Here is a 24,249-nt window from a genome sequence, read left to right on the forward strand (position 1 = left end):
TTCCTTTTTTGGATTAAATTTTCGCTAAAATTTGACCGTTTGCTACGGTTTGTCCTTGCTGCACCTCGATAGACGTTACCAGCCCGTCTTTTGGGGCGTTTACGTCTATTTCCATCTTCATGGCCTCCAGGACAAACATCCTTTGCCCCTTTTTCACGCTATCGCCCACTGCGACTAGGATTTTAAACACGTTTCCCGGAAGCGTGCTTTTCACCGGCTCGCCGCTGCCGCCGGTCGTTTTGGCCGGAGAGAGCTCCGGAGGCGGCATGTGCGCTACGCTTGCGGGTTTTACGCTTTTTATCTCGGCTTTGCCCTCAGCGTCCGCGACCTCGACGTCAAATTTCTTGCCGTTTACGGTGATGCTATATTTTTCGTTTATCGGAGTTTTTGCTCGAGGGGTCGGTGCACTCGTTTCGACCACGTTTGCGGATTTTTTTCGGATATTTACTTTGCCTTCGCCTTTTAAAAACGCGATACCTTTTTCCTTGCACGCCGCAGCGATAAAGATATTTTCCTCGCTAGGCTCGATACCCTCTTTTTTAAGCAGCTCGCGCGTAAATTTAAGCGACTTACTCTCATCTTTGTCGGCAATATCCATGGCGTGTTCTTTAGTCGGTTTTAAGCTTAACTGCTCGCTAGCTAGCTTAACCACGCTCTTATCTGGCTCTACGGGCGTCTTGCCAAAGTAGCCTAGCACCATTTTACCGTAGCCTTCGGCGATCTTTTTCCACGGGCCAAACATCACGTTGTTAAACGCCTGCTGGAAATAAAACTGACTCACCGGCGTCACGCTCGTGCCGTAGCCGCCCTTTTGCACGACTTCGCGCATAGCAAGGATGACTTCTGGAAATTTATCCAGGATATTATTATCGCGCATCATTTGGGTATTTGCCGTTAGCGCGCCGCCTGGCATCGGGCTAAACGGTATGAGCGGGCTAACCTGCACGGCCTCAGGCGGCAGGAAATAGTCTTTCAAGCACTCATTTAGCACGCTTTCGTATTTTAGAATTTTCTCCACGTCAAGTCCGCCCAGATCGTAGTTTTTGCCCTTAACGGCATGCAACATCGTTAGGATATCTGGCTGACTGGTGCCGCCGCTAACGGGACTTGCGGCTAGATCTATGCCGTCTGCGCCAGCCTCTAGAGCGGCCATATAGCACGCGACGCTAACGCCTGCGGTTTCGTGAGTGTGGAGTCTGATGTGAGTGTTTTGCGGGAGGAGTTTGCGAGCCATTTTGATGGTCTCATATACTTTTTGCGGACTAGAGGTACCGCTGGCGTCTTTAAAGCAGACGCTGTGATACGGTATGCCCGCGTCTAAAATTTCGCGTAAGATCCGCTCGTAAAATGCCACGTCGTGCGCGCCCGAACAGCCTGCTGGCAGGTCCATCATCGTGACGACCACTTCGTGCTTTAGTCCGTGATGAGCGATACGCTCGCCCGAAAATTTTAAATTTTCCACGTCGTTTAGCGCGTCGAAGTTTCGTATCGTGGTCGTGCCGTGCTTTTTAAAGAGCTTTGCATGCAGATCGACTAGCTCGCGGCTGCCCGTATCTAGCGTCACGGTATTTACGCCGCGGCTTAGAGTTTGCAGGTTTGCCTCAGGTCCGACCGTTTCGCGAAATTTATCCATCATCGCAAACGCGTCTTCGTTTAGATAAAAATAAAGGCTCTGAAATCGCGCCCCGCCGCCAAACTCAAAGTGCGTTATACCAGCCTCTTTAGCCGCGCTAACCGCGGGCAAAAAGTCCGCCATCGCCACGCGCGCACCGAAAACCGACTGAAAGCCGTCTCTAAAGGTAGTGTCCATAACGTCTATAAATTTTTTCGCCATTTTGCCGCCTTGTCAAATTTCAAAATCGTGCTAATTTTACCTTGTTTTAGATTAAGTGGATATAATAAATCAAAGCATTATCGCAAAAATGTTTAGCAAGGGGAGCAAATGCAAGAGCGCACGCTAGAAGAGCTTTATAAAAAGCTAAAAGAATTTGGTAGATTAGCCGATAAAGAAGAGTTTTTGTTTTACGAGATAAGAGACGCCGTAGAGGCGCAGGATTTGGCGTTTGCCGCGCAAATTTGCGACTTTGTGCTAAACGAGGAATTTGAAAAATTCGGCGCATTTTTAAGAACCAGAGCGCTAATGTGGCTCACGGGCTACATCGCGCAAAATTTAAAAGAAAACGAGAGCAAATACCCGAATTTTAACGACTTTGTAGACTGCCTGTGGAAATTTAAATGGATCGTCTCGGGCGTCGCCAAAAGCTCCATGATAGAAAAAGAGCTCATAGACAAGGTAAACGGAGCGATGCTGTTTTACTACGAGCGCTTGGAGCTCTCGCTGGCAGCCTACTACAAGGCCTTGATGAATCAAAACATAGACATGGGCGACGCTAGGGAGGCGAAGGCAAACTATGAGCTGTGGAAAAAGCTCGCCAAGGACGATATGGGTGATTGCGAGGCGTGCGAAGCAAGCGATGAGATCGCGTATTTAAATTTTGCAGGCGAGCACGAAGCGGCGCTAAGCCTAGCCGCGCCGATACTCTCTGGCGAGCTAACCTGCGGCGAAGTGCCTCACACTACCTACCCGCCGATACTTTTTAGCATGATTAAAACAGGCAAGATCGAAGAGGCAAAAGCCCTTTTGCCAAAGGCCGCGGCGACGATCGAGTCAAATCCTCGCGTCATAAACGAGATCGCGCCGCTAATCGAGATCGCCGTTAGACTGGGCGAGCGCGAGACGGCGCTAAATTTGGCGCGCAAGCACTCCGCGGCGATCCTTGATGGCAACGACGATCTAAACGACCTGCGATTTTTCATCGCGGTTAGCGCGTTTAGCGACGAGAACGACTACAAAACGGCTTTGGAGCTGGCGGGTAAATTTGACGCTAGAAACGGCAACACATACTACTCGGACTACCTGAACGAATTTTATGCTGAATTTGGTTTTTAACTTTTGCGGGTTAAATTTTACGTATAAATTCGGCAAATTCGACCGAGATAAATTTAGCAAATTTTACTCGCCGAGACCAGCATCTCGACGATAGTAAATTTGGCTTGGTTAATTTTAGGTTTTTTGCTTCATGTAAAAAGATGGGGGGGGGGGGGGGATGGCGCTCTGTTGGCAACTCCCAAAGGGAGTGCAAGCGCAAAGTGAGGTAAAACCGAAGCAAAAGAGCTCCTTAGCAATTTATCTGTTTTCTTTTCTTTGGGAGAGGAAGGGGCTCTACTTACGGTCTGCTTGTAGCTACGAGCGAAGCAAAGTAGAGCGTCGCCTTCCTTTGCTTCGGCTTTGCCTCGCAACTGCAAAGCAGACCCTCTCCCATACCCTCTCTAACCCCACTGCACGTTAAAAGTTGCTGCACTACGTGCAGGTTTATCCGGCGCTATCGCGCCGCAAATTTAAATTTACATTTTCGCGGTGCGGGTCTCGGCGAGTCAAATTTGACTTCAAATTTGATCACAAAAGAGATAAGGCGAAGTATCGCGAGATGATTTTTCGAGTTTTGAAGCAAAATTGAGCGTGCGCTAAGCATATAGCCTGCGGAGCGAAAATTTTGCAAAATCTCGGAAAAGCGCTCGCAAGACAAGCCGCAACAAGAAATTTACAATCTTATTCGCTCGGCTTAGTTAACTCATATGAGAAATTTACTTCCTTGCTCTCGTTCGGCTTAAGCGCAAATTTCCACGTTACCTTGCCGTCTTTGCCTATCTCGTTTTCTTTTGGGTCGTTTTTCACGCTCACGCTTACGCTCTCGTGCGTGCTAACTGGCGCTTGCTCCTCCAAAACCACGTCCCACGCGAGTTTTGAGCCGTTTTTGATGCTGTATTTATATCCGCGCGAGATCTTGTTCTTCGAGCCGAAAAACGACTCTTTCGTATATTCGCCGTTAGCTTCTTTTTTCACGCTAACAAGCTCGTTTTTGCCGAAAAACTCCTTCGCCTCCTCGCCCGCGGCGTAGCCTACGTATCTTTTGCCGATATTTATACCGTCAATCTTAAACTCGCTTTGCGCGCTCTCGATGCTTCGCTCCGGCTTAAACGCAGCTCTAACAAAAGCGCCCGCGCTGCCGTAGCCGTCGATCACGAGGTCAAATTTAGCATCTAGGCTCTGCTTGTCGTAGGCAAAATCAGCCGTTTCATCCGCTTTTAGACTCACGCCCTCGATTCGCCACGCGTTTGCGAGCGCGTTTTGATCATTGCTGGCTTGCACGTCTTTGACGCTATTTTTCTTTGCGGGCGCCCTAGCCACGGCCATATCGGCGCTCGCCTCCATCATCGGCGCAGCTGCTAGCGGCATCATATTTCGTGGCTTTGGCTTGCCCTCATAGCGCGGATAAAACGGCGCTGGCGTTAAATTTGACGAGTAGTAAAACGGATAAAGCGCGATGGTTAGGGAGTTTAGATCGATACCCAGAGGATTTGTCACGGTTAAATTTTGCGAGATTTCGACCTTGCCTTTGGCGACGTCGGCCTGGATTTTGTTTTTCAAATTTACGCTAACGCTCACGGGATAGGATATCTTGACCTGTTTTGGGTCGCATTCGAATTTCAAATCAAGCTTTTGAAAATTTTTAACCTCAGCCTTGTTCATTTCCTTTTTCAGCTCGTCGATTTGCTTTTTGGTTTGCGAAATTTGAGCTAGATTTTTTAGCACGGCTTCGTAAAATTTATCGCCGTCAGCCTCCAAATTTGCGACGCTTTGCTCTTTAAAAGCGGGAAAATTATTTAAAAAAGCGTTTTTGGAGTTTAGCGCGTTTAGTTTATCGTTTAGCTCCCCAAGCTCTTTTTCGTTTTGCTTAAATTTAGCATAGGCCTCGTTTTCTGCGGGCTTTGCTTCGTTTAAATTTAGACTCACTAGCTCGCACGACGCAGCCACATCGATGTCCTCAAGCTCGATGAAATCGGGCAAATTTAAGCTAAATTCGCTTTTTTGGTCGGTGAAATTTTGATGGATAAATGAGGCGTTTTTGTAAATTTCTATCAGGTTGCTTTCGGCGCTCGCTATCAGCGCAAACGCCGAAACTAAGGCTATTTCTCTCATTTTCTCTCCTTTGGATGATTTTAAGAGATTATAGCCTTACAAAGATAAATTTTAGCCTAGCAAGATGATCGTGAAAATAATCAAAACTAAAATTTGTATCGCGATAAAGGGCACCACGCCGCGGTAGATGTCGGAGGTCTTGACCTCTGCCGGAGCCACGCCTTTTAGATAAAAGAGGCTAAAGCCAAACGGCGGCGTGAGAAACGAAGTCTGTAAATTCATCGCGATAACGATAGCGAAATATAGCGGATTTATGCCTAAATTTACGGCTATCGGCGCTAAGATCGGTAGCACGATGTAAGAAATCTCGACGAAATCTATAAAAAATCCGAGCGCAAAAATCGTAATCATAGCTAAGATGATAAAGCCCCATTTTTCGCCAGGCAAATTTGACATCACTTCCTCTACGATCTCGTCGCCGCCGGTGTAGCTAAACACCATCGAAAACGCGGTCGCTCCGATAAGGATAGCAAAGACGACTGCCGTGGTTTTGACGCTCTCTTCGAGCGCTTCTTTTAGCATTTTAAACGAAAAAGTCCTGTAAAAAACCGAAAGCAAGATCGCACCCACACAGCCAAACGCCGAGCTCTCCGTTGGTGTAGCGATGCCTTCAAATATCGAACCGAGCACCAGCACGACGAGCACCAAAGGCGGTAAAATAGCAAGGATAGCGTTTAAAATTTGCTTTGATTTAGGCACGTCGCTCTCGATGGCGACGGGCGGCGCGTAGTCCTTTTTGACGTAAGAGACGATGAGGATATAGACTATATAAGCGCCCACGAGCGCAAGACCCGGATATATCGCTTCGCGGAAAAGATCGCCCACAGGCACCGTAAAGACGTCGCCCAGGATAATTAGAACGATGGAAGGCGGGATGATCTGCCCAAGCGTACCCGAAGCACAGATAGTGCCGCAACCTAAGGCTTTATTGTAGTTGTATTTTAGCATCACGGGTAGGCTCATAACGCCCATGGCTACGACGCTAGCGCCCACAACGCCCGTAGATGCGGCTAACAGCGCGCCCACCAAAACGGTACTAATCGCCACGCCGCCGCGAATCTCGCCGAATAAAAACGCCATAGACTCGAGCAGCCTCTCAGCTAGTTTGGTCTTTTGTAAAATAATACCCATAAAAACGAAAAGCGGCACGGCGATGAGGATTTTATTTTCCATTATCGAGTAAATGCGGTAAGGCATGAAGTTAAAGGTCTCTTTAAATATCTCAAGCCCGCCCATAAAGCCGTTGCCGCCGCCAAAGCTCTCGACCATGCCGCCGATGAGTCCGAAAATAACGGCTATCGCGCCGAAGGTAAATGCGACGCTAAAGCCGATAGCAAGCATAAAAAGCGCGGCTAAAAACATTACGATGCCGGTCATTTTCCCTCTCCTTGTTGCGCAGTTTGGTTTAAATTTGCGTCAAATTTGCCCGCCTCGCTTAAATTTGAGCGAGCGTCCAGATAAACGTTTAGCCACTTTATAAAGTAGCCGACGCTAAAAAATATAAGCAGCCAGAAGCTAAACGGGATAAAGGCCTTGATAACCCAGCGATACGGCAGACCGCCAGGATCGGCGCTACCCTCGCCGCTTTCATACGCCTCTATGACGTAGTCCCAGCTCAGCCACGCGACCAAAAGCGCAAGCGGCAGGATAAAAAGGATGACGCCAGCCATATTTATGAGCGCCCTTTTTTTTACGCTCATCTTTTCGTAAAATATATCCACTCGCACGTGCGTATCGTCTTTTAGCGCGTAACTCATGCCAAGCAGGATGATGACGCTAAAAAAGTGCCACTCAAGCTCCTGGAGGCCGACGTTGCCGTATTTGAAAAAATATCTCGCCGTGACGTTAAAAAAAACGTCCGCGATCATCAAAAACATCACAAAGATACAGACGTAGCCCACGATGTTGCCGAATTTATCGAAAAGCCTCTCTACTTTTTTTAAATTTCGTTCCATTTAACTCCCCAAAATTTGTCTTATCATTATCGCCAAAATGCAAATCGGCGCAACGAATCGCAGTAAAAAATACCAAATTTCAAAAACCGTCCTACCCATATAAGGCAAAAATAGCTCCTCTAGGCTGCCTCTTTTCATCGCGTAGCCGACAAATACCGCGATCACGATACCGCCCAGCGGTAGCATGATATTTGAGCTAAGATAGTCTAAAACGTCGAAAAATCCCTTGCCGAAAAAGGTGAGCGCGTCTTTAAATTCGGTAATATTTGAAAGAGCGCAAAGCGTACCCAGGCAATAAACGCAAACGCCCACGATCGCGATCGCGCCTAGGCGGGGGATCTTAAACTCGTTTATGAGGTAAAAAACGAGCGGCTCGACCATCGAGATAGCCGACGTAAGCCCTGCAAAAATAAGCGCGGTAAAAAACGTAAAGCTTAGGACGTTTCCCATCGCTCCTAGCTTAGCAAACAGCGTAGGCAGCGATATAAATGCAAGCCCCACGCCCTGGCTAGGCTGCTCGCCGTACTCGAAAACAAAGGTAAAAACGATGAGTCCGATGACGACGCTAACGATGATATTTAGTGCGACGACGTAGAGCGAAGAGGTGAAAAGATTAGTCTTATCGTCTAGACTAACAGAATACGTCGCAATCGCGCCGATACCGACGCACATCGTAAAAAACGCTAGGCCAAGAGCTACAAACACCGCCTCGCTCGTGATCTTAGAAAAATCAGGCACCAGCAAAAACTCCGCCGCCTGCGAAAATCCGCCCATCTGCATCGAGTAAATCAGCATAAAAATAAGCAATAAAAAAAGCGTCGGCAAAAGCCATAAATTTATGCGCTCGATGCCGCCTTTTATGCCCTTTGAAAGGATGAAAAAGTAGGCCGCAAACGCAATGCTAAAGTATAAAATTTGACCCGAGATATCAGAGCTTATAAATTTGCCGAAATTTTCGCCAGAAACCGCGATACTTTGCGGAAGCTCGCCAAGGGATAAGACCGAGTACCTAATAACCCAGCCGATGATGACCGTATAAAACGACGCCACCAAAACGCCGGTTATCATTATGACGCCGGCATACCCCCAAAATTTACCGTTTTTAGGAGCGAGCGAACGAAAGGCGTTAACGGGATCGGCGTTTGAAATTTTACCCATCGCCATCTCGGCAAAAAATATACTAAGCCCGACCGCAACGGCAAAAACAAGATACAAAAGCACGAACGCCGAACCGCCGTTTGCGCCGACCATGTATGGAAATTTCCACGCATTACCAAGTCCGATCGCGGCACCTACGATGGATAATATAAATCCGATTTTAGAAAATTTATCGCTTGCCACGCTTAGCCCCTTAGCGCATTTATCGTGATGATAACGATGCTGATGGGAGCAACAAATCTAATCATAAAATACCAAATTTCAAATACGACCCTGCTCATATACGGCCCAAAAAGTATGTAAAGCGCGTCTTTTTTGATCACAAAGCCGACAAAAATCGACACCGCGATGCCGCCTATCGGCATAATAATATTTGAGCTTAGAAAATCAAGGCAGTCAAAAAGGCTCTTGCCGAAAAATACCAAATTTTCTTTAACGCCATCTATGCTTGAAAGTATGCACAAAATGCCCATGCAGTAGATAAAAGCGCCGATTAGCGCGAGGGCTTTTTTACGAGAAAAGCCAAATTCGCGGATGAGATAGTGCGTGAAAGGCTCCAGCATCGAGATAGCCGAGGTAATGCCAGCAAAAAGCAGAGCAGAAAAAAACGCAAACGCCAGTACGTGCCCGAGCGTGCCTAGTTTCGCAAACAGCGTCGGCAGCGAGATAAACACGAGTCCCACGCCCTGACTAGGCGTCGCGCCAAACTCAAACACAAAAGTAAAAATAACAAGCCCCATCAAAATGCCCATCACGACGTTTATGACGACGATGATGATCGAGGAGCTAACTAGATTCGTATTATCAGGCAGCGACGCAGAGTAAACGATAATAACGCCAACACCCAAAGACAGAGTAAAAAACGCCAGCCCAAGCGCGGTTAGAATGCTGCTTACGCCTAGTTTTGAAAAATCGGGAACCAGCAAAAATTTCGCCGACTGCACGAAGCCGTCCATCGTAAACGAGTAGCTAAGCATGATGATAAGCAGGATAAGAAGCGAAGGCATCATCCAGACGTTTACGCGCTCTATGCCGCTTTTTATGCCCTTTGAAACGATAAAAATGCAGAGAAAAAATACGATCGTGAAGTAAAAAATTTGAGACGCGGCGTCGTTAGCGTAAAAACTGCCGAAAATTTTCTCGGAAGCCTCAACGTCTTTTGGCAGCTCGGTTATTACCATAACTGCGTATTTTAGTATCCATCCGATGATGACCGTGTAAAAAGAGGCGATGATGATCGCACCTATCATCGTAAAACCCGCAAATTTCCACGCTTCTTTGTGCTTTGGAGCAAGCTTTTTAAAAGCATTTACGGGGTCAGATTCGGAAAGCTTGCCGATAGCTATCTCGCCGAAAAATATAGCAAGTCCGATAAAAAACGTCATAAAAAGATACAAAAGCACAAAGGCCGAACCGCCGTTTTGACCGACTAGATACGGGAATTTCCACGCATTTCCAAGCCCCACCGCAGAGCCCGCGACGGCTAAGATAAAGCCGATTTTAGAAAATTTATCCTGCGCCAAATTTAACCTTAGTATTTGAAATTTCAGAAGCGAGGCTAGCATAAAAAAGCTTTTAAAATTCTAATTTTTAAATAAATTCGTGGAAAAACGAAACATCGCTGAAATTTTTTGTAAATTTGTAGCACTAGTGGCGGCAAATTTGACGAACGGAAAATTTATGAAAAATTTTCTCGGTTTTAAGTAACTCAAAGCTAAATTTTTATAAAATGCGCTCTCAAAGCTTCAAAGTAGGGGTCTGATCCGAAATGGCTTAAATTTATAAGGAGACTTTATGAAAAAAGTTGTTTTCTTAATGATGGCTTTTGCTAGCTTCGCGTTTGCGGACGGTGGCGAAATGCTAAAATCTTACTCTGTTCTTGCAGCAGCAGTTGGTCTAGGCCTAGCGGCTCTTGGCGGCGCTATCGGTATGGGAAATACCGCATCTGCGACAATCTCAGGCACAGCTAGAAATCCAGGCGTGGGTAGCAAGCTAACTACGACGATGTTCGTTGCTCTTGCGATGATCGAAGCGCAAGTTATCTACGCACTAGTTATCGCGCTAATCGTTCTTTACGCAAACCCAATGTTATAATCTCGGGCGGGTTCGTCCCGCTCTTTCTTCTTTAATTTAATCTACGTGCGACCTTGGTGGAACGGTAGACACGCTACTTTGAGGTGGTAGTGCCGAAGGGTGTGCGAGTTCAAATCTCGCAGGTCGCACCATTATTCATTTTTCTAAATATTAATCCCCATAAATACGACGTTCAAGCTAAGTCAAAAAGTCAAGCTCCCCTACAAACAGCTGGGAATTTGGCCGAAAACTACCAAAATTCGATACCCAAGCCTATTTTGGGTATCGAATTTTGGGTATTTTGTCTCTAAAAACGAAAATAGCGAGCTCCGCAGATATAATTACTTGTGATTCAAATTCACTACAAGGAGTTCAGATGAGACAAAATGCTCTCACAAAATCGCCGAAGTTTAAGCTTCAGCCAGACGTCGCGATAGAGGAATATCGCTTACCAGTAGGCACGGATTACGCCCGAATAGTTTTGAAGGATAAGCTATTATTGCAAATCCGAAAGGTAACAAGGTCTGGTCGCGTCGCTAGATACGACAAAGATTTTTACGTGAAAACTGGCGCGACTAGCCGAATCAAGCTCGGCCGCTTTCCTGAAATGAGCTATGCTGCCGCAATAGCCGCTAGCGAAAAAGTGCAAAAAGAAGGCGAGAATAAACTCGCTCCAAAAGACGCTCTAAGCGCGGTTTTTGAAGACTTTTTAGTGTTTAAAGGTTCAGGGCTAAAACCTGCTACCGTCTCCAAAAAACATAAGATTTTTAATTCTAAGCTCTCTGCATTTAAGGCCACGCCTATAAGCAAGATAACACTCCGAGACCTACAAGACGTCGGCCGTGGAATCTTGCAAAAGGGCACATATTCGGCGCTCGAGGATTACTGCCACTTTGCCAATCAGCTCTTCGACTTCGCGTATGCGCGAGGATACCTACAAGCTGATATTTTCCGCGGGGAAAAACTTATTGAGATTTTCGCTCTGCCGAAAGATAGAGTGAAAGGCTATCCGTATATCAAAAACGAAAACGATTTGAGGGCGCTAATCCAATACATTAGCTCGTATCCTCACACTGGTAGCGTTCGCAATGCCCTAAAATTTGCCTTCGTTACAGCCTTACGCTCCGCGAATGTGCGAAATTTGAGCATCAAACATATAAAAATAGACGCAAACGGCGAATACTATTTGCATTTCCCAGCAAAAGATATGAAAATTATGGAAAATGGGGATATGTATTTGGGGCTTCCGCAAAAAATCGGTGAATGGCTCGAGGGGAAGAAAAAATTCGCAAATAACAAGGCCGAGCTACTTTTTTCAAATATGAATGGGAACGTATTAAGCGACGCGACTCTGTCAAAATCTTTGCGTTCTTGCGTTCTAAAAGAAGTTCTGCCTATAAAAAATCCTGACGACGAGCCCCGACATATCGTATGCCACAGCTTACGCATCATAATGTCGACTTTCGCGAACCTCGAGCGAAAAAAGGGGCGAAACGACCTAAGCTGGGAGTCCATAGAATGTGTGCTCGACCACGCCGTGGGGCTGAAAATAATTAGAGACTATGATAAATCGAGTACGGACGAAGAGCTACAGATTGAGCTAACTAGGAAAGTTTTAACTTGGTGGCTAGAATACATCGAAGAAAAAGGTTTTAGGTTATGATTTTTAAAAGAAGCAGGGTTCGAGCCAAAATTAAGAATAATCTAAACTCAAACCAAGCAGAATTATGCCGTTTTCTTGCTTATATAGGCGTTATAAAATCTGGGTATTTAGTATGAGCTATCCAAACGCATTAATCGGCGAAGTAATCGAAACCAAGGAATTACGCGCGGGGTCAAGTTCGACCCCTGCCGTAATAGCCAAAAAAATGAGCGTCGCGCCTTTGTTGCGCGAGCTCCAATTTACGGCGCTAGCTCTTTGTTTGACGGAGAAAAACACGCGCTATCCGCTCCAAAAGGGCGGCCGAGCGTCAAACAAAGAGCTAGCGGAGCACTTAAAAGAAGCCCTAAAAGAGCTTTGCGATTATATAAATTCAATCGGCATTCCGTGTCTCATAGCTTGGGTTTTTGAAAAACATCAAAACGGCTCGCCGCATATCCATTGTATTTTGTTCACGCCTATCGCATTACGCGAGCTAATGATAACCGAAATGTCGCAATATTTGGGCGAGGAAGCAATCACGCCATACCCAAAAATCTCGTATCTCTTAAAAGAAATAGCCCAAACTCATCGTAAGCCTAAACCCGTAAAATTTAACCTAACGCGAAAAACTAAAACGGAATATACCGAGGACGGCAAATCGACGTATAACTGCGCGAAAATCAAAGACGTACAGAGCGAAAAAACCCTATATTTCGAGCAAAACAAGCTTATGGCGCGCAACTTCAAAGAAACAGCAACTATCCTAAAAGAAACGATGAAAGAGATAGCGGCCTACACAAAGAAACACCGTACGGGCAAACGCGGCAAAAGACACGCCGCTAACCAAGACGACGTAATCGTATACGACTACGTATATTATCCGACGGACGCGGCCGAAACTCGCGCCCAAGCCCGCGCTCAAGCGCAAAAACCCATAAAAAAAGAAAACAAATTAAAACTTCAAAAACTAAAATTTTCAAAAATCAATCCCGAAACGGGGCAAATAGAGCTAAAAACAAAACACTTAAATATTAACCTAGTGGCCGCAAACGGGGAAAAATATCACGCTAGCGAGAAAATCTACGTAACCACGGGCGAGGTTATCGAGCTGCGCCGCAAATGCCGAAAATTAAAGAGCAAAAAAGCTTTAAAAGCCTACGTCACGGCCTATAAAACGGTCAAGATAAAACAAGAGCAACGGCCAAAAAGCCGACTTCAGGAGCTAGAGGAGCGCAAACGCGTGCTAGAGGCGGACTATGCCTTAGATTACGAGCTAGGCCTAAGCTACTACGTTAAACGTTACGGCGGCGAAATCCCGCCCGACCCTAGAATTAACCCCGAGCACGAACGGAGCATACTATGGCGATTAGAAGAACAAATGCAAATCGACAAGTCAAATATGGCGCGCGCGATACGCCTCGGCGAGCCATTTTGGTCGCCTATCGAAAGCAACCCCGACGGCGAAATTTACTATTATGAAAAAATGTTCGCCCCCGCGAAAGACCGCCCGGGCGTGTTTTTAACGCTAGAGGATTGGTTATTGACCTCTCAAAGTCGAAGCATAATCGAGCTTGACGCATTAATCGACTTTGAACGCCGCGTAGTAGCAAACTACGGCGCAAAAAACTAACTAAAAAGGAGGCCTAAAACAGCAAAAAATCTAGCCCCTTACGGGGCGAAAATGCCCTAATATAGGGCACGTCGTCGTCTAAGCAAAATATCATCAATCGTTAAACGTCTCAAACCGTTCCATTTAGAACACCAAAAACATATAATTATAATAAAACATAAAGGAGACTAAAAAAATGCTAGACAACGAAGCAAGAAAAGCAAACCGCGAGGCGCTTAAAAAAATAGTCAAACTGACGACGCGCGCGCGAGACATTGACCGCGAAGTTTCGAGCGCAAAAATCAAGCTTGAAAAATTACAAAAAGAGCAGGACGAAATCTACGCAAAACTCGCCGTATTTTCAGACCCAAACAAGCCAGATACGACGGACACGCTCGAAGACGAGCCGACGGAAAGCTCGGAAAGCTATTCCCCGCACCCATATTCTTGACCCTTGCGGGCAAGAATATGCGCACCGAGGTTGGAGAATCCAACCTCTTAGTGCGCACTAAGAGGCTATACTAGCCTCAAGTGCCCTTTTTTCCGACCGCGAGGGTCGAAAAAAAGAAAAGAAAATCACTCATTTTTCTACGCTATTTTTTAAGAGGTAAACAATGCAAATAATCGAAAATAATGCGAAAGCTTGCGTGAGTATGCAGCGCTGCGATTTACGCGTGGCGGCGTTTCACAACAGCCGAGAGGGCTTTATTCCAGAAAGTTCGCGCCCGGAATTAGCCAAAAAAAATAAATGCAGTTGTAGCGCTTTAGCGGCATTGCAAAAAATCCAAAAATGGGACCAAAAAGCAGACGAAGCCTACGCGAAAACGCACGGGGGGAGAAAAAGCCCCGTTAAAGAAGCTAACAAGTGCTGGGAAGCGGTCATAAATTTGAACTCGCGGCACGATATGAAAGACGTAAAAAAACTCGTGAAAAAGCTCGAAAAAATCACGGGCTACCGAGCCGCGCAGATAGCGCTCCATAAGGACGAAGGCCATATCAACGAGGACGGCGACTTTGTCAGAAACATTCACGCCCACGTTATTTTCTACGCCCGGGATTTGAAAACGGGGCTTAGCCTCTCTGCGGCAAACTACGCGCGAAAAGACCTTATGAGGCAAATGCAGGACGCCGTAGCGGACGAGCTCGGTATGGAACGCGGCCAAAGTGCCGAAATTACGGGCAAAAAGCACTTATCGCCGAGGGCTTTCAAGGCGCAAAAGCGACAAGAGGCCGCACTCGAAAAAAACAACGCCGAATGGCAAGAAAAATTAGCCCAAAATAACAAAGAGTGGGAGCAAAAAAAGGCCGAATGGGAAGCGAAACAAGCCGAGAGAGAAGCAAAACGCGAGGAGTGGGAGCGCAAAATCCCCGAGGTGCTGGCGGCTAGGGAGCGGCGGTCAAAATATATCTCCGAACAGCTCGACTGGGAGCACGCCCGAACCGGCAAAATGCTCGCGAGAGAGATGCAAATGCTAGGGGTAAGCTTCGCTGGCATAAACAACCCACAAGGAAATATCCTCGTAGAGGCGCAAAAATCAGCCATACGGAACATTTTCTATATGCTAGGCGTTACCGCCCAGCTCGCCGTAGTTTTGATGAAAAAAACGATAGCGAATGACGAGAAACTCGCCGCCGACGCGAAAATTTATAACGTCGAATCAACGTTGCTTAGAGCCGTCGATTATATCGCAAATTCAGACAAAGACAACGGCGAAGAATTGAAAATAAGAATACAGCGGACTTTTTTAGGCATACCCGAGGACAAACGCGAGGAATTGTTTTTATATGCCCTCGAAAACGCCCCTACGCCCGAGTTGAAAGCCGATATTCAGGCACTCATCGAGGGCAGATTTAGCGACATCGCCAAATCGGCAGCCGCCCAAAAACGTATCGAAAATCGCGACCTGCGAGCCGAGCTCAAAGCATATTCAGAGGAAATCCGCAAAATAAAAGAGGACTTGCGAGCAATGGAGGAGGAAAACCGCATACTCGTAGCCGCGGAGCGCGCCCTGCTCCGCGAAAAAGGCGCGGAGAGAAGCGAATACGCCGAACAAGAGGCCGAGAACCGAAAGAGAATCGAGGAGCTAAAAACGCTCAAAGACGAAGCAAAACTGATAAATAACGACCTCCGCGACCAAAAACAAAGCCCAGACAAGGACGCGCAAACAATCCGAGAGCAAGCCGAGAAAATCGAGGAGCTAACGAGCAAAATCGCGCAAATTTCGGCCGAAAACGCCAAAAAACAACGCGAGCTAGAGGAAGAGCTAGAGCAAGAAAAAGCAGCTAGAGAACGAGCCGAAATCATCACGCCGCAAATGTTAGACGCAGCCTTCGAGAAAATCGACGAGCTAGAGGGGCGACTAAAAGGGCGCGAAGAGCAAAAACCCGAGCCAATCCGCGAAGAGCCTAAAATCGAGCCCGAACCCGTAAAACCCGAACCCGAGCCCGAGCCCGAGCCGATAGCGAAAAAAGCCGACGACTTCACGAACATATACGGCTACGCGAGGCCGCAACCCGAGCCGCGCCGCCGCCTAGACGAATACGAGCGAAAAACCTATGACGACCGCCCGAAATACGAGCCTATCCGCGAGCCCGAACCCGTAAAACAGCCTGAAAAACCGCGCGACGAATGGCAAGAAATCGAGGACGCCATCGAAAAATGGCGAAAAACCGAAGATGTAGGCTCAAAAACGCTAATGACCGTTGATATCCTAGGAAAGCTCAACGCCTACGAAAAAAGCGGCTGGGACATATCCCTCGAAAAACAAATTCGTATGAATAACTTTCGCCGAGTCGCAAACTATGACCCCGTTGCGGACGAGCTAGAGGCGCAAAAGAACGCCGAAACGATACGAAAAGTAGCCGCCATTCATCGCGAGCTGGACCAAAAACGCCAAGCCGAAATACAAATCGAAACAGCCATAAAATACGAGGACGTGAAGCAAAAAAGCGTCAAGCAAGAAGCCGACGCGAGGCAGCACAATATAAAGAAAAAACGAAAAGACGAGCTGGAATTTGGGTCGATTTAGCCTGAAATAAATACGCGTGCAAGCCTAAATTTGGGGCTTTGCACGTGTTTTTGCCATTTTTCTTAATTCCGTTAAATTTTAACGCGCGTACGCGCGCGCGTATAGTATAATATCGCCTAAAAAACCCCAAGCAAAAACCGAAGTCAACCTCACGGCACGGTAGGGGCTCGGACTTTGTTTGCAAAGGACGAGAACATACCGCGACGGGAGAGCCCGCCGGCTTAAGGCTTACCTGTTTAGCCTCTGTATCAACACGTGGAAGATACGGCATTCTTATAGCGTGCTAGGGGATTAAATCTATCTCTAATGCTACTCCATAGGCGGTAAAAACGGAGCGGGGGCGCGTCGCGAGCCCCTCGCGCAGGACGATAGGGGATAAATAGCGCGCATTGTAACGTTTCATAAAAAATAACGCGTCAGGACAAGAGGGGCGACTCGCTCTTGGCGCGCGGCACCGCGTTTGGAAGCTTCCTACACCCCATTAGACGAAACGGCTAGACAACTTCCTTATTTTCCGGCTTGACTTTTTAGGAAATCTAAGATAATATTCACCTCAAGCAGGGTTCGCAACCGAAAAATTAAGAAAATTTTTTAAGTTTTCTAAACTTAAAATTGAACGCTACAAGACTATCTGATTAACTTTCTGTTAATCCTTCTTTATGCTTTTTCTTAAGTTTCGACCCGATTTCGTTATTTTTAGAGCCAAAGCTTAATCGTTTTTGGGGTCTAGTTTCCTAAATACCCAAATCCGATTAAAACGCCGAAAATATGGGCTAAAAATGACTAATGCAGTGCACGCAGGTCGCACCATTTAGACAAATTCTCCCAAAGATATCCCAATATCCGGCTTTTGCAAAATAGGCATTAAAGCTAAGTAATCCGAAATTTATCGAATTGCTTTCCTAAAACTTCCTTGACGGCTTCCTATCTCGGTTAGGAAGTATTTTTTTAAAAAACTCGCGCTACCCGTCTGAAATCTTATAATTAAGAGAAAAAGGACGCGCATGCGATTAACCTCTCAACTTGACAAACTTACGGACTTCGTCGGCTTTAAAGCTCACCCTGATGAAACTATTGCCACATACACGCTACCGATCGGCAAAAAAGAAAGCCGACAAAAGCTCGACGAATGCGGGCTTTGGGTGAAAATCCTAAAAACGACTGCCCGCAAGAGTAAAAAAGTCAAGCTCAAGAAGGACTACTACTACGGCGAACAAGGGAAGTTGGTCAAGTTTTTAGGCTCTGCAAAAGACCTAAGTTACAAAACCGCGCTAAAAATGGCTAAAGAATTGAACACAGGGGCTACGCCTAACGGAAAAGCATTTGCTACCCTTGCTTCGGTTTTTGACTCATATCTTAGCTTCGGGGCCAAGCGCTGGGCGCCGCAAACGATGGCAAAAAAACTCAAAATCTATAAAAAATTCGCCCCTATAAAAGACAAAGACATAAGCCGTATAAAAGCCGATTCGATATTTGCTATCGCGGACGAGCTTTATCATGCCGAAAAGTTTGCTGCTTTGAAGGACTTTCTCATCGAAGTGAAAATGGTTTTTAGCTATGCAAAAAACCGCCAAAAAATCGACAAAAATCCTTTAGCTGATGTCGATTTCTCTAAAATTTACGCCGTGCCCGAGAGTGACGGCTTTGGGTATGTCGAAACCGACAATGATTTACGCTCACTCATTGCTTATTGTTGCGGTTACGAGGGGTCTCAAGACGTGCGCAACGCTCTAGTTCTCGGCCTCTGCACGGCATTACGGGCGGCAAATGTTCGCTTTTTATCTCGGGAAAACCTAGCGCGCGACGAAAACGGCTATTACCTCGTTTTTTTAAAAGACGAGATGAAGGTAAAACGCAATGGCGATATGTATCTCGGTATTCCTCAAGAACTTGGCGAGTGGCTGGATTCTATGGACGTCGGCACGTATTTTTTTATGGGTCGGAGCGGGGAAAAGGCGCTCTCCGATGCGATATTATCAAAGGCTCTAAAAGACTATACGCCTGAGACGCCGAAGGGTCGTATTGTGTTTCATTCATTCCGCGGCATTCTTTCGACCTTCGCTCACGAAGTGGACGAAGGCGACGTTAGCGACTATGATATGTCTCGGACTTTGTCACATGCAATAAAAGGTGTAGAGAAACGCTACAACAAATCCAAAGCAATCACGACTACGCGTCGGGTTTTGACTTGGTGGTTTAATTATCTAAAAGATAGGGGATTGAAATTATGAGAAACAAAAGAGGCGGGCAAAGAGAATTAGCTCTTTGCCATAAGAACAAGCAAATTATATTCAATGTTTCTTTATTTTTCAATAATATATATCGGGAAGTGGGCGTAAATGAATAATTTTCACTCTGATCTCGATAAATTTAATCCTCGCGAGCTTCACTTAAAACAAAAGTTGTTAAGCAAAGAAATAAAACAACCTCTTGATTCCCGTGCTTTGGAAATTTCGACCTTCGATATCTCTGCTGATTTCCTTTCCCTCGGCTTTTCTTGCATAGGGCTTACTCTGACGGCAGACAATACGGGCGTTTGGCGAAACGGCACGCCGGGGCGAAAGAACAACAAAGAGCTTGCCGAAGCTCTAAAAAAAGAGCTCTATAGTCTTGTAAAAAAGACACTCTCCACTATCCCCCTTTGGGTTGCATGGGTCTATGAGCGACACCGAAACGGGAGTCCGCATATTCACGCTATGCTCTTTTGCCCTATTCGAGATCTTGCCCACGTGATCTCTGTTTGTAAAAAGCTCTACAACGATAACTCTGTGGTGATAAATACGTTAGCTCCTGCCTACATATTCAAAAACGAAAAGTGGCACTGGGAACTCGTCAAAAAAGAGACCAATTTTCCTGCCGCTCTTTGCTCGAAACTCCTCGCCCGGACTGCTGTCGATTTTGACAAGGAAAAAAAACAAGCTAGTTCGTAGAAATGTAGCAAAGGTACGAGACGTTCAAACTACAAAAGAGCTCCATAGTGTATCGAATGCGAAGCTTCGCAAAAAATATCCTAACGCCGAGCTAGCCTTGGGTAATCTTTTTTTCGAGTTGTGGAGATATTGGAAATACGCACATTGCAGATCAAAACGAGAAAGAGTCGCCGAGGATGTGAACCGATACGATAGGCTTATTCTTGGCATAAAGGACGAAAACGAAAATGACGACTTGGACGATGAGCCTTTTCCAGTAAACCGATTCGTTATTACTCAACCTGTACTCGGGGCTTTCGGTCGTGACGTAGCTTGCAAATTAAAAACCAAAGCTGACGACGAACTCGTGCAGCTCGACGTAACTCTTTGGTGCCGTGATAATATCGAACGTTATCATGTGAATCTGAAAAACGTCTATCTTACCGAAACGCGGATTAAAAACCTGAAACTTTGGGGCAAGCGATGTAGAAACAAAAACGATTTAGTAGTACTTTGCCGTACGCTTTTTAGCGGTAAAAAAATATGCGGTCGCGATCCTCTGCGAATGCTTGATTTTGCTCCCCAAAACTTAAGCGAATACAACCTTGAGCTTTTACAAAATCGCTACGACATCCGCTCTTGGTTTGGGCATATTGCTCCAAAAATAAAAAAAGAAACAAAACCTCTTGATCCCGATGTTCAGGAATTGCTAGCATTGCTTGAAAACTTTGCCTACGAAAACAATAGACCTGCTACTGTTGTAGACCGTGTAAAATTTGAAGTATGCTGCACTTGATTTTTAGCCGATTTCCGGCATGATCTTTATAATTAAATCAAAAAACAAAGGAGTTTTAGATGGAAAATTTTCAAAAACCTAACCCAATCCCAAATGTTGCTCTAGCGCAAGCGAGCCAAAATCAAAAACCGCAAGAGCAAAAAGCAATCGAAACAAAGGACAAAAAGCCCCTTAGTAAGAATGCACAGCTTGTTCAAGAGCTTAAAAAAATTTTGACGAAATTGAGCTCTATCGAAAGGCGCGAAAAAACGGCTCAAAATGCTATCGAGAAGGCACAAAAAGAGCTTGCTGCAATAGCCGCTGAAAAGGCACAATATGAAGCGATCGCCAAAAAGTTCGATGTCGTGGCTGTTTGACCTTCGCCTTTCCCCTTGTGGGCGCGTTTTTCAGTATGGGGCTTGTCCCCTACTGAAGTAATGCGCATTACTGCAATAAGAGGGGCAAGCCCTCATTATTGCGCATTGCTAGACCTGATACCAAAAAGGATTAATTTAAAATGGATAATAATGCTAAAAGTAGTTTTAACATTGACTTCACGAAGGCTGGGAGCTTCTGGCATAATTTTCGCCGAGGTTTTTTGGCAAAAGACGTCCGAGCTGAATTATCACATTTAAACGAATATACTTGTAGCTTCGAGGAAGCGCGACAAAAAGCGAAACAAATGAAAATAGACGCGGATATTGCATATCTTAGACATCGCGGCCAAAAGCCGAAATATGATCCTGAAAAAATATATTGGAGCGCTGAAGTCAACGCTCGCGAATGGCACACTATCGAGGATTTAAAACGTGTTGCTGAAGTGATCGAGAAAGAGATGGGCTATCGCTTGATTTACGGCGCGCTCCACAAAGACGAGGGGCATTTGAATGACGCGGGCGAATGGGTTATGAATTGCCACTTTCACCTTGAATTTATCAGCCTAGACGAAAATGGAATATCGCAGCATCGGAAAACTTTTTCGCCTAGCTTGATGTCAAAAATTCAAACAAAAATTGCGGCTGTGCTAGGAATGGAACGCGGTATCTCGAAAGAGATTACGGGGGCGCGACCATTTGACGCCGAAACAGTATAAGCAAGCCGTGAAGCTTCAAGAGCCTATTAAACAAGAATTGAAACTTACGAAAGACGAATTGAAAGAGGCTAAAGCGAAAATCAAAGCGCTAGAGTCTCAACTCAAAGCTGCAAATCTTGAAGCCCGCGCCGACCTGCAAGAACAAGGAGCGAGTCGCCCTTCCTATGCTTTGCTTGAAGCCGAAAACCGCAAGTTGAAAAACGAGCTCGACGAGCTAAAAAAGGCGCCCGATCTTGGCAACCTTGAGGACTTTGAAAAAACTTTTAAGGAAAAAATCACAAAGTTTCGCAATCACCCCAAAATCGACGTCGAAGTCGAAAAGACTATAAACGCAAACAATTTAAGAAGCGGTGGTATTTTGGGCGGTTTTGATAAAGACAGTATGATGGCTTATGTCGCTGATTCTGTGGCTATTAAGTACGCTGCGCAAGCCACAATAAAAGAGGCTCAAACTGCTTTGACTGAACTCGCTGCCAAGAAAGAAATAAACGTGCGCGCGCAATTACGGGCTTTGCAAGAAAACCGTATTCTAGGCTCGTTTCTCGGGGCTACTAGCTCAAAGCCTGCTGTTGATGTCGAGGCTTTGCAAGCTGAAAATTTGCAAATGCGTCAAAATTTTGATAGGTTACAAAAACAAAACGCCGAGCTACAAAGAATGCTAAAAAGCTCTGTTGACCTCGCCAAACAAAAGGACGTTCAGATCGCCGAGTTAACGAAAGTGAATCAAGAGGGTTTAAAACCTGCTAACGATCACTTTTTTATGGGGCAAGCAGTCTTGCTCTCCGAGCTTGTGGGCTCGGGAAAGCTATCCGTTGAGCCGAAGGGTAGGTATTTGATCGAGAGTCTAGATAGTTACCTAAAAGGCGAATATCCCTCTGCCGACTCTTTCCCGGGTATCAAAAGCGGCCTCCTTAGTTATTGTCCCGTGATTCATGCTTCGAAAAACGATCTAACTTACACTCGATGATCCTCTTTGCCCCTCGATAAATAGGGGCTTTGAGGCACTTTTTTCGCGTTTCTTAATAGTAATAATATAAATTTAGGCAAAACCAAAAATCTATAAAAGCGTCCAATCAAAAAACAACTTCAAAGCAAAAGAGCAATACGCATTAAGGCACGGTGGCGGCTGTTTTTTGTTTTTCCTTAGCTTCGCGGTGGATGCGAACGGCTTTTATGAGTGTCAAGGGTTAAATTTTACGTGGCGAGCTTCGAGCCCGTAAAATTAACCTGCTTTGCCCTTGACACCATAAAAACGGCTCGCTACAATTTTAGCGATAAAAGCGAAAATGCAGAGCGACTTTTGCAGGCTCTGACGCGCCGTCCGAAGTTTGCGGCGTGGCACAGCTTGCAAAAGGGGCTTGAGCTCTACAAGCGAAAGCCGAGCGCCCGCCCGTGCCGTCTTTTGTTGCTTATGCTATAAAGTTGTATTTTTTTAACGCTTCGCCGATCAGCTCGAAGTGCTCACTGATACGGCTACGCTTGACCGTGGTATTAGGAAAAAAATGGGTAATTTGACAAGCTTTAAAAAACATGCTAACATCCCAACTCAGAACAGGCGGGTAAAAGAATTAGTTTTACGACTTAAGGTTTAACCCTTAAATGGTTTATTTTTTGTTTAATATAAACTCAAAAATAACCTAAAACCCTTTAAGCTTCTAGCTAAAATCTTTTAAAAACGCTACGTTTTCTTTAAAAACCTTAAAAACCTAGGAAGTCGGTTTTTTCACTTCCTATTTTTGCGAAAGCCTCGATTTTTTGGGCTTTTTTCTCTAAATTGCAGACACGCAGGTCGCACCATAATTCTTATTAACTCCCAATAAAAATCCTTCAAGCTATCAATGATTGAATGCTTATCATATAAAATAAGTAGGTGCATACAACCATTTTTGGTTGATATTTGCCATCGCTCACGATCAAATTTAAAAAACAGTTTTTAAATTTGAAATATATTTTATTAAATTTAGCACCTTGGTACTTTATCAACCGCAAAATATCAAATCAAAAAATTAGGTTGAAAAATTTCCAAAAAATGCAGTTGTCTCGCAAGACAAATTTAATCTGCTCATTCATGTCTAAATTTAGAACAATGATAAAACATGAGAAAAGGAAAATCTCAAATTTAATCAGCAAGCGCCCGAAGTCAGTCACAAAATTAAAAAAGCAACCGACCTCTTATAAAAGGCCAGTCACTTAAATTTACCTCGGAGCCAAACGTCAAATTTAAAAATTTGGCTACGAATTGTGTCCTACATAAAGACCGGTATCGTCGTATTTTTAAGAAAATATCTTGAAGTACCACTCAAAAATATCTCCAAAAAGCCGTTTTCGCCGTATCTGCCCGCCACGATCAGATCAAATCCGCCCTCTTTAGCGCTTCGCAGCAATGCCTCGCCCGGTACCGAAGTCGTGCTAACGACCTCGTAAGTCGCCTGTATGTCGTGCAGTTTTAGGTACTCTTCTAGTTTTTTTAGATTTTCCTCTGCACTACCGTCGCCAGAGTGCGGCATGCAAGTGATACAATGCACTTTTTTAGCTTTTTTTAGCAGTTCGATCGAGCTACTTACGGCGCGCGAGTTTTGCGTCGAACCGTTCCAGCTAACTAGGATGTTATCAGCCTTAAAGCTCGTTATGCGCCTTGGTATCGTGATAGCCGTTTTACCGCTTTTTAGCACCGCCGCTTCAAACGTACCCGTGATCTTGCCGTCAAGCGGCACGGCAGCCACTACCATATCGCAAAATTTAGACTCCTGCTCGACCACCACGCTTCTTTTGCCACTTTTGGTGACAAATTTAGCCGTCGTCTTGCCCTCGATCGGCTCGTCGCTGACCTGCACGCCAAGCTCTTCGCAAAGTTTGTGAAAAATAGTCTCGTTGCGCTCGTGCTCGACGCCAAGCTCAGCCTTCGCCGCTTTTAAAAACTCATCGTAAAGAACTCCGCCCCTAAGCGTCATTTTCATATTATAAA

Annotated in this window: 20 protein-coding genes and 1 tRNA gene; 14 read left to right on the forward strand and 7 right to left on the reverse strand. The window is 45.6% G+C overall.

Going from position 1 to position 24,249, the window contains the following annotated elements:
* Positions 1-13: 13 nt before the first annotated feature.
* Entirely contained in the window at positions 14-1,834 is a 1,821-nt protein-coding gene (locus Q0224_RS01395) for a biotin/lipoyl-containing protein (RefSeq protein WP_297948492.1), read from the reverse strand.
* A gap of 108 nt (positions 1,835-1,942) precedes the next feature.
* On the opposite strand from Q0224_RS01395, the gene Q0224_RS01400 reads away from it, so the two are divergent.
* A complete protein-coding gene (locus tag Q0224_RS01400; RefSeq protein ID WP_297948494.1) occupies positions 1,943-2,950 on the forward strand; it encodes a hypothetical protein in 1,008 nt (335 codons plus the stop codon).
* Positions 2,951-3,610: 660 nt separating this feature from the next.
* Here Q0224_RS01400 and Q0224_RS01405 read toward each other — a convergent pair.
* From Q0224_RS01405 to Q0224_RS01425, 5 genes are read right to left on the reverse strand one after another with little or no spacing between them, the layout of a single operon-like run.
* Positions 3,611-5,041 (reverse strand): DUF4139 domain-containing protein, encoded by a 1,431-nt coding sequence (locus tag Q0224_RS01405; protein ID WP_297948496.1) that lies wholly within the window; start codon positions 5,039-5,041, stop codon positions 3,611-3,613.
* 51 nt (positions 5,042-5,092) lie between these two features.
* Entirely contained in the window at positions 5,093-6,418 is a 1,326-nt protein-coding gene (locus tag Q0224_RS01410; RefSeq protein ID WP_297948498.1) for a TRAP transporter large permease subunit, read from the reverse strand.
* Positions 6,415-6,996, reverse strand: a complete 582-nt coding sequence (locus Q0224_RS01415; RefSeq protein WP_297948501.1) for a TRAP transporter small permease subunit — start codon at positions 6,994-6,996, stop codon at positions 6,415-6,417. The genes Q0224_RS01410 and Q0224_RS01415 overlap by 4 nt, the downstream gene beginning before the upstream one ends.
* Positions 6,997-8,337 carry a sodium-dependent transporter gene (locus Q0224_RS01420; protein WP_297948503.1) on the reverse strand — a complete coding sequence of 447 codons (1,341 nt, stop codon included), beginning with the start codon at positions 8,335-8,337 and terminating at the stop codon, positions 6,997-6,999.
* A gap of 2 nt (positions 8,338-8,339) precedes the next feature.
* Positions 8,340-9,719: a sodium-dependent transporter gene (locus Q0224_RS01425; RefSeq protein WP_297948505.1), complete on the reverse strand. Its 1,380-nt coding sequence runs from the start codon at positions 9,717-9,719 to the stop codon at positions 8,340-8,342.
* A 229-nt stretch (positions 9,720-9,948) separates the two neighbouring features.
* Here Q0224_RS01425 and Q0224_RS01430 point away from each other — a divergent pair, with 229 nt between their 5' ends.
* The 13 genes from Q0224_RS01430 (at position 9,949) to Q0224_RS01490 (ending at position 22,704) form a co-directional block, all read left to right on the forward strand.
* The gene (locus Q0224_RS01430) at positions 9,949-10,248 is read left to right on the forward strand and encodes a F0F1 ATP synthase subunit C (protein WP_122862636.1); all 300 of its coding nucleotides are present in this window, start codon (positions 9,949-9,951) and stop codon (positions 10,246-10,248) included.
* 47 nt (positions 10,249-10,295) lie between these two features.
* Positions 10,296-10,379 (forward strand) — tRNA-Leu (locus tag Q0224_RS01435).
* Between the two features lie 224 nt (positions 10,380-10,603).
* Positions 10,604-11,890 (forward strand): hypothetical protein, encoded by a 1,287-nt coding sequence (locus tag Q0224_RS01440; RefSeq protein WP_297948508.1) that lies wholly within the window; start codon positions 10,604-10,606, stop codon positions 11,888-11,890.
* 64 nt (positions 11,891-11,954) lie between these two features.
* A complete protein-coding gene (locus Q0224_RS01445) occupies positions 11,955-13,499 on the forward strand; it encodes a hypothetical protein (RefSeq protein ID WP_297948510.1) in 1,545 nt (514 codons plus the stop codon).
* Between the two features lie 175 nt (positions 13,500-13,674).
* The gene (locus Q0224_RS01450; protein ID WP_297948512.1) at positions 13,675-13,929 is read left to right on the forward strand and encodes a hypothetical protein; all 255 of its coding nucleotides are present in this window, start codon (positions 13,675-13,677) and stop codon (positions 13,927-13,929) included.
* Positions 13,930-14,092: 163 nt separating this feature from the next.
* Complete coding sequence (locus Q0224_RS01455; RefSeq protein WP_297948515.1) at positions 14,093-16,507, forward strand: hypothetical protein; 2,415 nt, start codon at positions 14,093-14,095, stop codon at positions 16,505-16,507.
* A 1,004-nt stretch (positions 16,508-17,511) separates the two neighbouring features.
* On the forward strand, positions 17,512-18,738 hold the full coding sequence (locus Q0224_RS01460; RefSeq protein ID WP_297948518.1) for a hypothetical protein: 1,227 nt from the start codon (positions 17,512-17,514) through the stop codon (positions 18,736-18,738).
* A gap of 108 nt (positions 18,739-18,846) precedes the next feature.
* A complete protein-coding gene (locus tag Q0224_RS01465; protein ID WP_297948519.1) occupies positions 18,847-19,437 on the forward strand; it encodes a hypothetical protein in 591 nt (196 codons plus the stop codon).
* Between the two features lie 178 nt (positions 19,438-19,615).
* Positions 19,616-20,212: a hypothetical protein gene (locus Q0224_RS01470; RefSeq protein ID WP_297948522.1), complete on the forward strand. Its 597-nt coding sequence runs from the start codon at positions 19,616-19,618 to the stop codon at positions 20,210-20,212.
* 59 nt (positions 20,213-20,271) lie between these two features.
* Positions 20,272-20,568: a hypothetical protein gene (locus Q0224_RS01475; RefSeq protein WP_297948525.1), complete on the forward strand. Its 297-nt coding sequence runs from the start codon at positions 20,272-20,274 to the stop codon at positions 20,566-20,568.
* Between the two features lie 140 nt (positions 20,569-20,708).
* Positions 20,709-21,284, forward strand: coding sequence for a hypothetical protein (locus tag Q0224_RS01480; protein ID WP_297948528.1), 576 nt, complete (start codon positions 20,709-20,711; stop codon positions 21,282-21,284).
* 7 nt (positions 21,285-21,291) lie between these two features.
* The gene (locus Q0224_RS01485) at positions 21,292-22,251 is read left to right on the forward strand and encodes a hypothetical protein (RefSeq protein WP_297948531.1); all 960 of its coding nucleotides are present in this window, start codon (positions 21,292-21,294) and stop codon (positions 22,249-22,251) included.
* A 210-nt stretch (positions 22,252-22,461) separates the two neighbouring features.
* The gene (locus Q0224_RS01490) at positions 22,462-22,704 is read left to right on the forward strand and encodes a hypothetical protein (protein ID WP_297948534.1); all 243 of its coding nucleotides are present in this window, start codon (positions 22,462-22,464) and stop codon (positions 22,702-22,704) included.
* Positions 22,705-23,530: 826 nt separating this feature from the next.
* Here Q0224_RS01490 and Q0224_RS01495 read toward each other — a convergent pair.
* The coding region (locus tag Q0224_RS01495; protein WP_297948536.1) for a universal stress protein at positions 23,531-24,249 on the reverse strand (719 nt) is incomplete at its 5' end.

The sequence above is a fragment of the uncultured Campylobacter sp. genome (genome assembly GCF_938002845.1).
In the GTDB taxonomy this organism is placed as follows: domain Bacteria; phylum Campylobacterota; class Campylobacteria; order Campylobacterales; family Campylobacteraceae; genus Campylobacter_B.